Source organism: Pseudomonas sp. MF7453 (assembly GCF_016405455.1).
GTDB lineage: Bacteria > Pseudomonadota > Gammaproteobacteria > Pseudomonadales > Pseudomonadaceae > Aquipseudomonas > Aquipseudomonas paralactis.
Map to the genome: position 1 here is coordinate 129,465 of NZ_JAEKCN010000010.1, position 14,840 is coordinate 144,304.

General features: G+C 61.4%; 13 protein-coding genes. 5 read left to right on the forward strand and 8 right to left on the reverse strand.

All coding sequences use genetic code 11. The features are described 5' to 3' along the window. Positions 1-7: 7 nt before the first annotated feature. The 7 genes from JFT63_RS17125 to JFT63_RS17155 all read right to left on the reverse strand — a co-directional run bounded on the left by JFT63_RS17125 (position 8) and on the right by JFT63_RS17155 (position 10,532). Positions 8-2,716 (reverse strand): nitrate reductase, encoded by a 2,709-nt coding sequence (locus JFT63_RS17125; RefSeq protein WP_198844349.1) that lies wholly within the window; start codon positions 2,714-2,716, stop codon positions 8-10. Continuing rightward, a complete protein-coding gene (nirD, locus tag JFT63_RS17130; protein WP_005790365.1) occupies positions 2,716-3,033 on the reverse strand; it encodes a nitrite reductase small subunit NirD in 318 nt (105 codons plus the stop codon). Before nirD ends, JFT63_RS17125 begins: the two co-directional genes overlap by 1 nt. Then, on the reverse strand, positions 3,030-5,483 hold the full coding sequence (gene nirB, locus JFT63_RS17135) for a nitrite reductase large subunit NirB (RefSeq protein WP_057701034.1): 2,454 nt from the start codon (positions 5,481-5,483) through the stop codon (positions 3,030-3,032). Before nirB ends, nirD begins: the two co-directional genes overlap by 4 nt. Positions 5,484-5,718: 235 nt before the next feature. Next, the gene (locus tag JFT63_RS17140; protein ID WP_198844350.1) at positions 5,719-7,386 is read right to left on the reverse strand and encodes a bifunctional protein-serine/threonine kinase/phosphatase; all 1,668 of its coding nucleotides are present in this window, start codon (positions 7,384-7,386) and stop codon (positions 5,719-5,721) included. Then, positions 7,386-8,597, reverse strand: coding sequence for a nitrate/nitrite transporter (locus JFT63_RS17145; protein WP_057701033.1), 1,212 nt, complete (start codon positions 8,595-8,597; stop codon positions 7,386-7,388). The genes JFT63_RS17140 and JFT63_RS17145 overlap by 1 nt, the downstream gene beginning before the upstream one ends. A gap of 146 nt (positions 8,598-8,743) precedes the next feature. After that, a complete protein-coding gene (locus JFT63_RS17150) occupies positions 8,744-9,319 on the reverse strand; it encodes an ANTAR domain-containing response regulator (RefSeq protein WP_003193274.1) in 576 nt (191 codons plus the stop codon). 13 nt (positions 9,320-9,332) lie between these two features. Then, positions 9,333-10,532, reverse strand: a complete 1,200-nt coding sequence (locus JFT63_RS17155) for a CmpA/NrtA family ABC transporter substrate-binding protein (protein ID WP_198844351.1) — start codon at positions 10,530-10,532, stop codon at positions 9,333-9,335. 247 nt (positions 10,533-10,779) lie between these two features. Here JFT63_RS17155 and JFT63_RS17160 point away from each other — a divergent pair, with 247 nt between their 5' ends. From JFT63_RS17160 to JFT63_RS17180, 5 genes are all read left to right on the forward strand, one after another. Further along, the gene (locus tag JFT63_RS17160; protein ID WP_332875257.1) at positions 10,780-11,691 is read left to right on the forward strand and encodes a secretin N-terminal domain-containing protein; all 912 of its coding nucleotides are present in this window, start codon (positions 10,780-10,782) and stop codon (positions 11,689-11,691) included. Positions 11,692-11,706: 15 nt separating this feature from the next. Continuing rightward, positions 11,707-11,922, forward strand: coding sequence for a FliM/FliN family flagellar motor switch protein (locus JFT63_RS17165; RefSeq protein ID WP_057701030.1), 216 nt, complete (start codon positions 11,707-11,709; stop codon positions 11,920-11,922). Between the two features lie 165 nt (positions 11,923-12,087). Next, a complete protein-coding gene (locus tag JFT63_RS17170) occupies positions 12,088-12,471 on the forward strand; it encodes a winged helix-turn-helix domain-containing protein (RefSeq protein ID WP_198844352.1) in 384 nt (127 codons plus the stop codon). Further along, entirely contained in the window at positions 12,464-12,925 is a 462-nt protein-coding gene (locus tag JFT63_RS17175; protein WP_057701028.1) for a transglycosylase SLT domain-containing protein, read from the forward strand. Before JFT63_RS17170 ends, JFT63_RS17175 begins: the two co-directional genes overlap by 8 nt. 80 nt (positions 12,926-13,005) lie before the next feature. Next, positions 13,006-14,025, forward strand: a complete 1,020-nt coding sequence (locus tag JFT63_RS17180; protein WP_057701027.1) for a quinone-dependent dihydroorotate dehydrogenase — start codon at positions 13,006-13,008, stop codon at positions 14,023-14,025. A 127-nt stretch (positions 14,026-14,152) separates the two neighbouring features. Here JFT63_RS17180 and rmf read toward each other — a convergent pair whose 3' ends face one another. Next, a complete protein-coding gene (gene rmf, locus JFT63_RS17185; protein ID WP_002553055.1) occupies positions 14,153-14,368 on the reverse strand; it encodes a ribosome modulation factor in 216 nt (71 codons plus the stop codon). Positions 14,369-14,840 lie beyond the last annotated feature (472 nt).

Sequence of the window (14,840 nt, forward strand, 5' to 3'; positions counted from 1 at the left end):
GTTCCCCTTACACACTGATGGCGATTGGCTGCGGGTTGCTGGCCAAAAGACGTTTGATTTCCGGCACGCAGGAGCCGCATTGAGTGCCGCAGCCCAGTTGCTGTTTGAGTCCATCCAGATCCAGGCCACGTTCAACGCCCGCACACACCGCGCTTTCGCTGACGTTCTTGCAGTTGCACACAATCTTGTTGCTGGCGGTTGCGCCACCGGGTGGTGCGCTTAAAGGCGCCAACAGCCAGCGCCGCAGTTGCTCGTCGGCCCGACCTTCCAGCCACAGGCTTTGCAACCAGTGGCGGGCCAGGGTTTCGCCGGCCAGGCGCAGGGCGGTGATGCGGCCTTTCTCGATTTTCACGCGCTTGCCGATTGAGCGGCGCGGATCGTCGTAGGCCATGACCGGGCCGTCGTTCAGGCCCAGCAATTGGTCAATCCGAGTCAACAGTTGCAGGTCCGGCGCTACGGTATGGGCTGCCCGTACCAGCAGCGCAGGGCGTTCACGCCCGGCCAGGCTCAAGCTGACGTAGGCAAACTCCTCACACAGCGGGCGCAGTGCTTGGAAGTGTTGCTGTACATCGCCCTCAATCAGCGCGAACAGGTGCCACGGCAGTTGCACGGCCTCCAGGCGCACGCCGCTGTGCTTGAGTTCAGGCTGTTTGGACAGCGGATCAAACGCCGGCTGGGTGATCACATTGACGCCGCCCTTGAGAAAGCGGTCGCCCCAGTGCATCGGCAGAAATGCCTGGCCGGGACGTACGCTGTCATCGCTGCTGACGGCGACGATCACACTGCCGCGACGGCTTTTCAGGCTGACCAGGTCACCCTCCTGAAAGCGATGACGGCGAAGCTCATCCGGGTGCAGGCTCAACAGCGCTTCACTGACATGCCCGAACAACTGCGCGGCGGTGCCGGTGCGGCTCATACCGTGCCATTGGTCACGCAGGCGCCCGGTGATCAAGGTCAGGGGGAAGCGTGCGTCACGTTGTTCCTTGGCCGCACGGTATGGGTCGGCCACAAATCGCGCGCGGCCATTGTCGGTGGGGAAGATGCCGTCGGTATACAAGCGCGCTGTGCCCGCCTGTGCGCCTGCAGGAAACGGCCATTGCTGCGGGCCGAGTTGGTCAAGCAGGCCATGGCTGATACCGGACAAGTCGAGGTCCCGCCCTTGAGTGAGCCCCTTGAACTCGTCAAACAGCTGCGCCGGCTGCGAAAACGCGAACAGGCTGGGCAACCCTGGCCGCAGGCGACGCTCCAGGCGTTGTGCGAAATCTACTGTAATTGCCCAGTCCGCTCGCGCCTCTCCCGGTGGGTTGATGGCGCGGCGTACGTGGGAAATGCGACGCTCGGAGTTGGTGACCGTGCCGTCTTTCTCGCCCCAACTGGCGGCGGGCAGCAGCAGGTCGGCATAAGCGGCGGTTTCGGTGGTGCGAAAAGCCTCCTGCAACACCACGAACGGGCACATCGCCAAGGCCGCACGCACGGCGTTCTGGTCGGGCAAGGATTGCGCAGGGTTGGTGCAGGCGATCCACAGCGCCTTGATCTTTCCGGCCTGCACCTGTTCAAACAGTTCGATCGCGGTAAGCCCGGTGGGCGCAGGCAGTTGTTCCACCCCCCAATAGGCGGCCACTTCAGCACGGTGTTCCGGGTTGGACGCCTCGCGGTGGCCCGGCAGCAAGTTGGACAGGCTGCCGGTTTCGCGGCCGCCCATGGCGTTCGGTTGCCCGGTCAGGGAAAACGGCCCGCACCCCGGCCTGCCAATGGTGCCCGTGGCCAGGTGCAGGTTGATCAGCGCGCTGTTTTTTGCACTGCCGGCAGTGGATTGGTTGAGGCCCATGCACCACAGCGACAAAAAGCTGCTGGAGGTGCCGACCCACTGCGCGCACAGGCGCAATTGTTCGACGCTGATGCCGCACAACTGAGTGACCATCTGCGGCGTGTAGTCATGCACCAGGCGCTTGAGCTCGGCCAGGCCATCGGTGTGGGCCTGGATGAAGGCACGATCAATCCAGTCTTCCCACAGCAGCACATGCAAAATTCCATGAAACAACGCCACATCCGTCCCCGGCAAGATTGCCAGATGCAGGTCAGCCAGATCGCAGGTGTCTGTACGCCGGGGATCAATCACCAGTACTTTCATCTGCGGGCGCTGGGCCTTGGCCTGCTCCAGACGTCGGAACAATACCGGGTGGGCGTAGGCCATATTGCTGCCGACGATCATCACGCAGTCGCTGTTTTCCAGGTCTTCATAACTGCACGGCGGCGCGTCGGCGCCCAGGCTGCGTTTGTAGCCGACCACCGCCGATGACATGCACAGCCGAGAATTGCTGTCGATATTGTTGGTGCCCACCAGCGCCCGGGCGAGCTTGTTGAAGCTGTAGTAATCCTCGGTCAACAGTTGCCCCGAGATATAGAACGCCACGCTGTCCGGGCCGTGCTCGGCGATGGTCTCGGCAAACACATTGGCGGCGTGACCCAGGGCGGTATCCCAGTCGGTGCGGGCACGGGCCAAACCCTTGCCCAGGCGCAATTGCGGATACAGGGCGCGGGCGCTCACGTCACCGGTGAGGTGCAGGCTGGCGCCTTTGCTGCACAATTTTCCGAAGTTGGCCGGGTGGCTTGGGTCGCCTTGCACCCCCAGGATCTGCTCGCCGTCATGCTCGATCAGCACGCCGCAGCCCACACCGCAATAACAGCAGGTGGACGCGGTGGTCTGGCGGTTCATCAACCCGCATCCCGCAGGGCCAGCATCACCCGGCCGTTTTCAACCCGGGCCTGATGATGATGGGCGCAGCCGATATCCGGGGCCTGGGCTTCGCCGGACGCCAGGTCGATCTGCCAGTTGTGCAGCGGGCAGGCGACGCGCTTGCCGTAGATCAAGCCTTGGGACAGCGGGCCGCCCTTGTGCGGGCAACGGTCATCAAGGGCGAAGACTTCGTCGTCACTGGTACGAAAGATCGCGATGTCACCTTTGGGCCCGCTGATGATGCGCGAGCCCAGGGTATTGATTTCATCGAGGGCGCAGATATCCAGCCAGTTCATAGCGACACCTCCAGTTGTTTGACCGGGATCACGTCGAATTCCTTTTTCAGCAGCGGCTGTTCCAGACGTTCCTTCCACGGGTCCTGTTCGAATGACAGGGAGAACTGCAAACGCTCATTGAGCGCCTGGCGGCGGGCCGGGTCTTCCAGCACGGCCTTCTTGATGTGCTCCATACCGACCCGTTGCAGGTAGTGCACCGTGCGTTCTAGATAAAAAGCTTCTTCGCGATAGAGCTGCAGAAACGCGCCGTTGTATTCGCGTACTTCCTCGGCGGTCTTGAGCTTGACGAAGAACTCCGCGACTTCGGTCTTGATACCGCCGTTACCGCCGATATACATCTCCCAACCGGAGTCGACGCCGATGATTCCCACGTCCTTGATGCCGGCTTCGGAGCAGTTGCGTGGGCAGCCGGACACCGCCAGCTTGACCTTGTGCGGCGACCACATATTGAACAGGTCGTGCTCCAGCTCGATACCCAGTTGCGTCGAGTTCTGCGTACCAAACCGGCAGAACTCGCTGCCCACGCAGGTTTTCACGGTGCGAATGGATTTGCCGTAGGCATGGCCGGACGGCATATCCAGGTCCTTCCATACCCCTGGCAAGTCCTGCTTCTTGATACCGAGCAAGTCAATGCGCTGGCCGCCGGTGACCTTGACCATCGGCACGTTGTACTTGTCGGCCACATCGGCGATGCGGCGCAGCTCCGAAGGGTTGGTCACACCGCCCCACATCCGTGGGACTACAGAGTAGGTGCCGTCTTTCTGAATATTGGCGTGGGCCCGTTCGTTGATCAGTCGCGATTGCGGGTCGTCCTTGGCCTCGCCCGGCCAGGTTGAAATCAGGTAATAGTTGAGCGCGGGGCGGCAGGTGGCGCAGCCGTTGGGGGTGCGCCAGTTCAGGTAGCGCATGGTGCTGTCGATAGTCAGCAGGTGCTGCTCGCGGATAGCCTGGCGAATCTGCCCGTGATTGAGGTCGCTGCACCCGCAGATGGCTTTTTCGCTTTTGGGTTTGACATCCGCCGCGCCGCCCACGGTGTTGATCAGGATCTGCTCAACCAGCCCGGCACAGGAACCGCAGGAACTGGCGGCCTTGGTGTGTTTTTTCACCTCGTCGACACTGAACAACCCCTGTTCCTGGATTGCCTTGACGATCGTGCCTTTGCACACGCCATTGCAGCCGCAGACTTCGGCGCTGTCGGCCATGCTCATGGCTTTGTCCTGGCCTTGGTGGCCCACATCGCCCAAGGCGTTTTCACCGAACATCAGGTGATCGCGGATTTCACCGATGGCGTGGTTCTCGCGGATCTGGCGGAAGTACCAGCCGCCATCGGCGGTATCGCCGTACAGGCAGGCGCCGACCAGGATGTCGTCCTTGATCACCAGCTTTTTGTATACGCCGCCGATCGGGTCGGACAAGGTGATGGTTTCGGTGCCTTCACCGCCCATAAAATCGCCGGCAGAAAAGAGGTCGATGCCGGTGACCTTCAGCTTGGTCGAGGTCACGGAGCCTTTATAGGTGGCAAACCCCAGTTGAGCCAGGTGGTTGGCGCAGACCTTGGCCTGCTCGAACAACGGCGCCACCAGGCCATAGGCGATCCCGCGATGGCTGGCGCATTCGCCGATCGCGTAGATGCGCGGGTCGTAGGTTTGCATCGTGTCATTGACCAGAATCCCACGGTTGCAGGGGATGCCGGACTTTTCCGCCAGTTCGGTGTTGGGGCGGATACCGGCAGCCATCACCACCAGGTCGGCGGGGATGATGTCGCCATTCTTGAACTGCACCGAGCCGACGCGACCATTGCCGGCATCGTGCAGGGCCTGGGTCTGCTCGCACAGGCGAAACACCAGGCCACGGCTTTCCAGTTCGGTTTGCAGCAATTGGCCGCTGGTCTTGTCCAGTTGGCGCTCCAGCAGCCATTCACCGATGTGCACCACCGTCACGTGCATGCCACGCAGCATCAGGCCGTTGGCCGCCTCCAGGCCGAGCAGGCCGCCACCGATCACCACCGCGTGCTTGTGGGTCTTGGCGGTGTCGATCATCGCCTGGGTGTCGGCAATGTCGCGGTAACCAATCACGCCCTGCAAGGTGTTGCCGGGAATCGGCAGGATAAACGGCGTGGAGCCGGTGGCGATCAGCAGGCGGTCGTACTCGGCCTCAGTGCCGTCTTCGGCGATGACTTTGCGCTTGACCCGGTCGATCTGCACCACCTTGCGGTTGAGCAGCAGCTTGACGTTGTTGTTCAGGTACCAATCCAGGTCGTTGAGCACGATCTCTTCGAAGGTTTGCTCACCGGCCAATACCGGCGACAGCAGGATGCGGTTGTAGTTGGTGTGAGGCTCGGCGCCGAACACGGTGATGTCGTACAGCTCGTTGCTCAGCTTGAGCAGTTCTTCAAGGGTGCGAACCCCGGCCATGCCGTTGCCGATCATCACCAGTTTGAGTTTTTTCATGTCGTTCTCCGCAATGGCTCGACAAATCATGCGCAAACAAAAAAAGGCGTCCCCGCTAGTCAGCTAGCGAGGACGCCTTTGTCCTGGTCCCGTTCTCTCGGGAAGCTCGACCCTTCGACGTTGAAGGGGCGGCTATATGTGGGTTGTTGGGAAGACCTGATGCAGCAGCTGTGCCAAGTTGCTTATCCCCAGGTTTATTGGGCGTTTAAAGGGGGACGCGGAACACTTTTGCCCGTTAGTGGTGCAGCAGCCAGTACAGCAGCACCAGATTGATCAACAGTGAGGCCGCTGCCAGGGTTTGCCAGACCTTCAACGGCTCGCGCTCCAGCAGTGGCCGTGGCCGCACGCTCAATTCGCGGCGGTCGGCCTGTTCCAGTACCAGCAGCCATTCTTCGGCAGTTTCATAGCGGTGTGCGGGCAGGGCGGCTACGGCGCGCTCCAGGCTGTGGGGCAACCAATCCGGCAGGTCAGGGCGATAGCGGCTGGCGCTGACAGGCTGGTTAAAACGCGGGCGTTGGAAGGCTTCAATCTCGCCGTAGGGGTAATGCCCGGTCAGCAGGTAATACAGGGTCACACCGACGCTATACAAATCCTGTTGCGCAGTAGGATCCTCGCCACCGAAAGCTTCGGGCGCGATGAAACTCGGGGTGCCGGGCAGTAAGTGAGCACGGTCTTCAGAGAGGCCAGGGCAATAGGCCAGGCCAAAGTCCAACACGCGCAGTTCACCGTCATCGCCCAGCAGCAGGTTTTCCGGCTTGATGTCGCGGTGCAGAATCTGCCGACGATGCAGCAGGCCCACGGCGCGCAGCAAGCGTTCGGCGATCGACTGCCATTGCGCCAACGGCAGCGGGCCTTGCTGTTGAAACAGCTGGGCCAGGGTCTGCCCGGGGTATTCGCGCATCACGTAGTACAGATGCTGACGAGCACTGCCGGCATGTACTTCCGGGAAGGCGCGGCCGGCGACGCGGCGTAAAAACCATTCTTCTGATAACAGGGCTTGGCCCGCATCGGTATCGTCGTGACGCAAGGGCAAGGTCTTGAGCAGCCAGGGTTGCCGCTGCGCATCGCGCACGCGGTACAGCAACGACTGCCGACTCTGCGCCAGCACGCTTTGCACCTCCCAGCCCTCAAAAACTTGCCCAACCTTCAGCGGCGGCGGCAGGGGCCATTGCTGCAACTGCACCAGAGCGTCGCCGAGTGTGGCGGCGCCGAGTTGGTCGATGCGCACCAGCAAGGCGCTGGCGTTGTCCTGGCTACCTGCCAGGTGGGCGGCGCTGACTAGCGTGTTGACGGCCACGTCGAGGTCGTCTTGCTCACGCAGGATGGCGCCGATGCTCTGGTCGCCCAACGTGGCCCACACCCCGTCGCTGAGCAAAAGGAAACATTCGCCCTCGCGCATTTGGCCGTCGAGAAAATCCAGCACCAGGTGCTGATCCAGGCCGAGGGCGCGCTTGAGTACGTGCTGCATACCCGGCTGTTCCCACACATGGTCTTCGCTGAGGCGTTGCAACTCGCCGTCGAACCAGCGATACGCGCGGCAATCACCGACATGGGCCAGCGTGAAACGTTGACCACGAAACACCAGGGCACTGAGTGTGGTGAGTAACGGTTGCCCACCGCCGTTGGCTTGCAACCAGCGATTCTGCGCCAGTAACAGACGCTCCAGCGCCTGGGCTACGCCCCAGGTTTGCGGCGTGGCGTAGTAGTCCAGCGCCAGCGCCTGCAAGGTCGAGCGCGCGGCCAGGCCACCGTCGGCGCATTGGCTGACGCCATCGGCCAGCGCGCACAGGTAGCCTTTGCTCGCCGCCAGTTCCGCCACGGGCGTGACCACCCGCAGCGCATCCTGGTTTTCGCTGCGCGGGCCAATGGCGCTGGCCTGGGCGACGCTCAGTCGAAGGCTCATCACACGCGGGCAGCGGTGACCGCAGCCGAGCCCCAGGTAGTTCTCCAACGGCGCTTGACGCCATGCAGGCCAAACCAGGCCAGCACACCGAGGCTGGCGAACAACCACAGGGCCAACTGATAACTGCCGGTACTCTGTTTGATCGCGCCCATGCCGGCGGCGAGGGCGAAGCCGCCGATACCACCGGCCATGCCGATCAAGCCGGTCATCACGCCGATTTCACTGCGAAAACGCTGCGGCACCAATTGGAATACCGCGCCATTTCCGGCACCCAGGCCGAGCATGGTGCAGACAAAAAGCGCCAGCGCCGCGTAGGAACTGGGCAGGTTGAACCCCACTGCCGCGATACAGATCACCGCCACGCTGTACATGCCCAGCAAGGTTTTGATCCCACCGAAACGGTCGGCGAGGGCGCCGCCCAATGGGCGCATCAGGCTGCCGCCGAACACGCAGGCCGCGGTGTAATAGCCGGCGGTCACCGGGCTCAGGCCGTACTGGTCGTTGAAGTAGCCGGGCAGGGCGCTGGCCAGGCCGATGAAGCCACCGAAGGTCACGCTGTAGAAAAACATGAACCACCAACTGTCGCGATCGCCCAGGGCCTTGAAGTAGTCGGCCATGGATTTGGCTTTCGGACGCTGCGGCGCGTTGCGTGCGAGCCAAGCGAATACGATCAGGGTAAGGATCAGCGGGATCAGCGCAAAGCCGAACACATTGCTCCAGCCGAACGCCGCCGCCAGCACCGGTGCCAGCAACGCGGCAAACACAGTGCCGGAGTTGCCGGCCCCGGCGATGCCCATGGCCTTGCCCTGATGCTCCGCGGGATACCACTGCGATGCCAGGGGCAGGGCCACGGCAAAGGACGCACCGGCCATGCCCAGGAACACACCCAGCAGCAAGGCTTGCTCGTAACTGTGGATCCCCAGCTTCCAGGCGCAGAACAGTGCCACGATCACAATCACTTGGCCTATCAGCCCGGCGGTTTTGGGTGACAGCTTGTCGGCCAACATGCCCATTAGAAAACGCAGCACTGCACCCGCCAGGATCGGCGTGGCCACCACAAGGCCGCGCTGTTGAGTGGTCAGGTGCAGGTCGGCAGCAATCTGCACCGCCAGCGGGCCCAACAGGTACCAGACCATGAAACTCAGGTCGAAATACAGGAACGCGGCAAACAGGGTCGGGGTGTGCCCGGATTTCCAGAAGCTTGATTTCATCACGCACCTCAACGGTTGGGGGTCTAAAACGAAAAAACGCCGCCACCGGGTTCGCGAGGGCAAACCGGGTGGGCGACGTCTTTGTCGTGGAGGGGGCAACCGCCGTTGGCTACCTGTGAGGATTCTTTAGCAAGAGCTGAGCCAGATCAGCCGAGCAATTCGCTCATGGCAATAATCTGCTCTGCCACCTGGATCAGTTTCTGCTGGCGACTCATGGCCTGGCGGCGCATCAGGGTGTAAGCCTCTTCCTCATTACAGCTCTTCATTTTCATCAGCAGGCCCTTGGCCAACTCGATGCGTTTGCGTTCGGCCAGTTGCTGGTCGCGGGCGTGCAACTGCGCGCGCAGGGCCTGGTCACTCTCGAAGCGGGCCATGGCCACATCGAGGATTGGTTGCAGGCGTTGGGCCTGAATGCCTTCAACGATGTAGGCACTGACGCCGGATTTGATCGCCTGACGCATCACATTCGGGTCATGTTCATCGGTAAACATCACGATAGGCCGGGGCTGGTCGCGGCTGACCAGCACCACTTGCTCCATCACATCGCGGCCGGGTGACTCGGTATCGATCAGGATTACGTCCGGGCGCACTGTTTCGACGCGTGCGGGCAGGTCGATGGTCAGGCCCGATTCATCGATCACCTCGAAACCGGCTTCGGTCAGCGCGGCTTTGAGGCGCCCGACCTTGCGCGGGGTGTCATTGATCAACAGGATTCGTAGCATCATTGAGCTCCTGTCAGCGCAGCGCTTGACGGTGGTTGTCATCGGCCAGGGCATTGAGGCGGAAGCTGCGGGCGTAACCGGCGGGGTCGGAGCCGTCCCATATTTTGCCGTCGATCAATTGGCTGCTGCGCATCGGCGAGTCGCCAACGCTGAGGCCCAGCGCATCGGCGGCCTGGCGATACAGCGCCAATTGCTGAACCTGGCAGGCGACGCCGAGGTAGTCAGGGTCTTCACGCAACAAGCCCCAACGCCGGAACTGGGTCATGAACCACATGCCGTCGCTGAGGTAGGGCACATTCACCTCACCACCAGCGAAAAAGCGCAGTGCATGGGGATCCTGCCACTGGTTACCCAAGCCGTCGTCGTAGTAACCCATCAGGCGCGGCTCGATGCAGTCCAACGGGGCGTCGAGGTAGTCGCGGGCGCTGAGCAACTGCGCGGTGGAGCGGCGGTTTTCAGTGCTCTGTTCGATAAACCGGCTGGCCTCAAGGATCGCCATGACCAATATACGCGCGGTATTGGGGTACGCGTCGACGAACGCTTGGGTGCAGCCCAGGACCTTTTCCGGGTGATTGGGCCAGATCGCCTGGGTGGTCGCCAGGGTAAAACCTTGATGCTGTTGCACCGCGCTGGCGCTCCAGGGCTCGCCGACACAAAAACCGTCGATGCGTCCGGCCTGCAGGTGGGCCACCATTTGCGGCGGCGGCACCACCACGCTGTTCACATCCTGCAATGGATGAATGCCTTGGCTCGCCAGCCAGTAATACAGCCACATGGCGTGGGTACCCGTGGGGAACGTTTGGGCGAAGGTCAGTTTTGTCCGGCTTTGGTGCACGTGGCGTTCCAGCGCCTCAGGAGTGACCACGCCCTGCTGTTGCAGACCGTGGGACAGGTTAAGGCTCTGGCCGTTCTGGTTGAGGCCCATCAGGACGGCCATGTCGGTAGGTGCAACGCCGCCGATGCCAAGGTGCACGGCATAGATCAGCCCGTACAGGCCGTGTGCGGCGTCCAGCTCGCCGCTGACCAGCTTGTCGCGCAGGTTGGCCCAGGATGATTGGCGCTTGAGATTCAATGTGAGGCCGTAGGGCTGGGCAAAGCCCTGGGTGGCAGCGACCACCAGCGAAGCGCAATCGGTCAGGGCCATGAACCCCAGGTCAAGGCTGCTCTTTTCCGGGGCATCGCTGCCGTTTACCCAAGCCAGCGGATCGTTCATCGGTACCTGCCTTTTCTGAAAAAAAGGCGTCGTTTCCCTGTTTGGCATGACGGGCCATTGCAGGGTAACGACGCCTTTGTCCGTAGGCCCGCGCCGCCTTTGGTGCGAGCCTGATACGAAGTGCGAAGCAAGGCACATGCCACGGGTGGCGTGGTGCAGTCTGCCGTCAACTTTCGATCATGATTGAAGCTCCAGTGCCTCGCAGTATGGCCGCTTCTTCAAGCCACACCGCCCAGGTATGCCCACGGTGCACACTGACTCCCCGAAACCCATGAACTGCCGCTGGCTGCACTGCGGGCTACTGTGTGCCGCCCTGTTGCTGGGCAGCCGCGTAGCCTGGGGCCAGGCGTACCTGGCACAGGATGAAGGCCTGCATACTTTCTTTACCGCGCTGTCGGGGCCATTGGGCCTGCCTGTGGTCACCAGCGGTGCGGTGGCGCGCAGGCGCATCAGCGGAACCTTCGACTTCGCCGCGCCGCAGCGGGTTTTGGAAATCCTCGCTGAGCAGGAAGATTTGATCTGGCACCGCAGCGGGCAAGTGGTGCATCTCTATACCGCCGATGAGGGGCGTAGCTCTGCGGTCGTGCTGCGGCATATCTCGGTCAATCGGCTGCGCGGCATCATGCGGCGTGCCGGGCTGGATGAGCCGCGCTACCCATTGCGGGAGAGTGGGGCGCGTACCTTCTACGTCGACGGGCCACCGAGCTATGTCGATCATGTCTTGCGGCTGGCCAAACTGATGGACCAGCCACGCCGCAAGCGGGCCGAAGACGCGACGGCATTCGGGGTTGTTCAGGTGATGAATGCCGCCGTGGAGGATCGCCAGCAAGGAGCGGGTGCCCATAAGGTCCGCGTCCCGGGTATGGCTTCGATGATCCAGGCCCGGCTATCCCGTGAGCAGAAAGGCCAATTGGCCGACGGCAGCCTGGTGCTGGTGGCTTATTCGGATACCAACAGCGTGTTGATCAAGGGCCAACCAGCCCAGGTGAGCCTTATCGAAAAACTGGTGGCAGAGCTGGATATGGCCGCGGCGCAGAATGCCGTTTTGTCAGGCCCTGACCCTTTACCGCCACCGGCCGAACCGGCGCAGTTGACCGCAGCACAACATGAGCGTGTGCAACGTGCCTTCCTGCGCACGGATCGTGAGTTTTCCCCATGAAAAAGGCGTTTGTCCATGCACCTGGAAATATTGCTGCAGGAGCAACTGATCAGCCGCAAGCGGTTGGCTGCGTTCGCACCGGGGAAGGTGCTGCCCCTGGATCCAGGGGCGACTCGCTGTGTGGAGGTACGGGTCAATGGGCAACTGATGGCGTTGGGTGAGCTGGTGCAACTGGAGGATCGGCTGGGCGTTGAGTTGCAGGAGACGTATCAGGAATGGCTACCCAAATAGGTACGTCAGGAGAATTATCTGACCGAAAGCGGCCCAAAAAAGGCGATCGAATGGGCTTTGTCCTAGCGCGAGCCGTCGGCCGGTTTTTTATAGTCGTGAGATTGGCAGGTGAGCCGGTACGGAAAGTAAGGATTTGAATGTCGGTAGTCCAAAGCAGAGGTGCGTATGGCCGTCGCGATTGATGAATCGACGACCTCCCTGGTCTTCGCTCGCTGGACCTTGCATGGCGATGGCCGGTTGACGGGGGGCGATGCGGATATTCAGTTGCCGCCCAAGGAGTGGCATGTGCTGCGATTGCTGCTGGCCTCCGGTGGCGCGCTGATGACCAAGGATCGCCTGCTGGAGCTGGCCTGGCCCCGGGGAGAGGTGGCCGATGAGTCACTGACGCGCTGTATCTATTCCCTGCGCAAACATTTGAAGGCCGACAAAGGGTTTATCAAGACGATTTACGGCAAGGGCTATCGCTTTACGTGCCCGGTGCGGGTGGGGCAACCACCGCAAGGCGTCATGCATGTGTGCTCTGTGTGTGGTCAGGCCAGCAATGTTTAAGGTGTGGAGCAGGGTACTGCTGCTCAGTGGACTGATGGTCAGTCACCAGGCCTTGGCTTATTGCTGGGAAGAGGTGGCCGGTCGGTACGGTCTCGAACCGGAGTTGTTGCAGGCTATCGCGGCTGTCGAGTCAGGTTACCGCACGCAGGCGATCAACCACACCAACCGCAATGGCACGCGTGATATAGGTTTGATGCAGATCAACAGCATCCACCTGCCGCGTTTGCTCAAGCAGGGCATTACCGAGGAGCGGTTGTTGAGCGAACCTTGTCTGTCGGTGGAAGTCGGGGCTTCGATTCTGGCCGAATTTATTCAGCGTTTTGGCTACAACTGGACGGCGGTGGGCTCCTACAATGTCGGGCCTGGGCCCGGCCCGCAGCGTGAGGCGTTGCGCCAGCGCTACGCCGAAAGGATCTGGGTGCGTTATGAGGCGTTGATTGCGCAGCGCCGATGAGCTCAGCACGCCTCGCATGAGGCCCGCCACCCCGGCTATAATCGCGCCACCTTTTGCCGCCATCCGAGTCTAGCCCGCCCATGTATACCTTGGCCCGCCAGCTGTTGTTCAAACTTTCCCCGGAAACGTCCCACGATCTGTCCCTGGACTTGATCGGTGCCGGTGGCCGCCTGGGGCTCAATGGCCTGGTATGCAAGGCTGCGGCTAAAGTGCCGGTGTCGGTGATGGGCCTGGATTTCCCCAACCCGGTTGGCCTGGCAGCCGGCCTGGACAAAAACGGCGCGGCCATCGACGGGTTTGCACAGTTGGGTTTCGGCTTCGTTGAAATCGGCACCGTGACGCCACGGCCGCAGCCGGGCAACCCAAAGCCGCGCATTTTCCGCCTGCCGGAAGCAGAGGCGATCATCAACCGCATGGGCTTTAACAACCTCGGCGTCGATCACCTGTTATCGCGGGTTCAAGCGGCAAAATACACGGGCATCCTCGGTATCAATATCGGCAAGAACTTCGATACGCCGGTCGAGCGTGCGGTGGACGATTACCTGATTTGCCTGGACAAGGTTTACGCCCACGCCAGCTACGTCACCGTCAACGTCAGCTCGCCCAACACCCCGGGCCTGCGTAGCCTGCAATTCGGTGACTCTCTCAAGCAACTGCTTGAAGCCTTGCGCCAGCGTCAGGAAGACTTGGCCGTGCGTCATGGCAAGCGCGTGCCCCTGGCAATCAAGATCGCCCCGGACATGAGCGATGAAGAAACCGTACTGGTGGCCCAGGCCCTGGTGGATTCGGGGATGGACGCAGTGATTGCGACCAACACCACCCTTAGCCGCGTCGGCGTCGAAGGCCTGGCCCACGGTGATGAGGCGGGTGGCCTGTCGGGCGCGCCGGTGCGGGACAAGAGCACCCATATCGTCAAGGTGCTGGCGGCCGAGTTGGCTGGGCGTTTACCGATCATCGCGGTGGGCGGCATTACCGAAGGCAAGCACGCGGCCGAGAAGATCGCGGCTGGCGCCAGCCTGGTGCAGTTGTACTCCGGCTTTATCTATAAGGGGCCGGCGTTGATTCGCCAATCGGTGGATGCCATCGCTGCCTTGCGCTGACAATCTGACAGGCAATAAAAAGGGCTCCATAAAGGAGCCCCTGGGCCGAAGCCCGCCGCCCGGATGGGGCGCGCGTGGTTAAGTCGTTACTCATTCAAAGATGTATGTCGGAATAAAATGCCCCTGATTAGCCGACGGCGTGAAGTTCGTTGAGTCTGTGGATGCCCGCAGTGCCAGTCATACCGTCCCAGTTGTCGCCGCGTCCTTCTCGCCAGCCGTTGATCCAGGCTTGGCGTACCGACGGTAGAGTAAATGGGCAAAGCTCACGGGATTTTCCATGAACGCCATATTGATATCCGCGTAAAAATGCTCTTTCCAACGGATCACGCTTAAGTCTTCTCATAGGGTGTTTCCCTCACTTGTTGACTGTCTAGATATCCTTCGGCCTTGTCCAAGGCCGGGCAGAGTTTTTCTGCCGTTGGTGGGCTCGCTGCCGGCGTGGCGAGCCGATGTGTCGGCGTCGTTACGGCGCCAACCTGTGTTGAGTTCTAACCAATAGGTCACATGTATTCAATGATCGTTTTGTCATAAGCACGTAACGATAACGATGCTATAGCCATAAGCTGGGATGGTTTTTCGCCCCTTTTATGGGTCAAAGCCAGCTATGATGTGCCCTGCACAGCGAAGCGAGTTAATCCTTTAGTGAGAATACCCGCCTGTTGCAGTCGGTTATTATTCGACGAAGGGTCGGAATATTTCCTTTTGTTGCTTCACATTCTTTTTCTGCCCCGTCAAACAAGGCTCAACGGCCCGCAAAGCGGGGTGGAACGGCACATTCGTGCCACGCGAGCACTCTTCAAGAAAAGTGCTTGATT

Excerpts from the sequence above, each read along its gene's own strand:
- JFT63_RS17125 (WP_198844349.1), bottom strand. The coding sequence starts at position 2,716 with ATGAACCGCCAGACCACCGCGTCCACCTGCTGTTATTGCGGTGTGGGC.
- rmf (WP_002553055.1), bottom strand. The coding sequence starts at position 14,368 with ATGAGAAGACTTAAGCGTGATCCGTTGGAAAGAGCATTTTTACGCGGA.
- JFT63_RS17180 (WP_057701027.1), top strand. The coding sequence starts at position 13,006 with ATGTATACCTTGGCCCGCCAGCTGTTGTTCAAACTTTCCCCGGAAACG.
- nirB (WP_057701034.1), bottom strand. The coding sequence starts at position 5,483 with ATGAAAAAACTCAAACTGGTGATGATCGGCAACGGCATGGCCGGGGTT.
- JFT63_RS17155 (WP_198844351.1), bottom strand. The coding sequence starts at position 10,532 with ATGAACGATCCGCTGGCTTGGGTAAACGGCAGCGATGCCCCGGAAAAG.
- JFT63_RS17150 (WP_003193274.1), bottom strand. The coding sequence starts at position 9,319 with ATGCTACGAATCCTGTTGATCAATGACACCCCGCGCAAGGTCGGGCGC.
- JFT63_RS17145 (WP_057701033.1), bottom strand. The coding sequence starts at position 8,597 with ATGAAATCAAGCTTCTGGAAATCCGGGCACACCCCGACCCTGTTTGCC.
- JFT63_RS17140 (WP_198844350.1), bottom strand. The coding sequence starts at position 7,386 with ATGAGCCTTCGACTGAGCGTCGCCCAGGCCAGCGCCATTGGCCCGCGC.
- JFT63_RS17175 (WP_057701028.1), top strand. The coding sequence starts at position 12,464 with ATGTTTAAGGTGTGGAGCAGGGTACTGCTGCTCAGTGGACTGATGGTC.
- nirD (WP_005790365.1), bottom strand. The coding sequence starts at position 3,033 with ATGAACTGGCTGGATATCTGCGCCCTCGATGAAATCAATACCCTGGGC.
- JFT63_RS17165 (WP_057701030.1), top strand. The coding sequence starts at position 11,707 with ATGCACCTGGAAATATTGCTGCAGGAGCAACTGATCAGCCGCAAGCGG.
- JFT63_RS17170 (WP_198844352.1), top strand. The coding sequence starts at position 12,088 with ATGGCCGTCGCGATTGATGAATCGACGACCTCCCTGGTCTTCGCTCGC.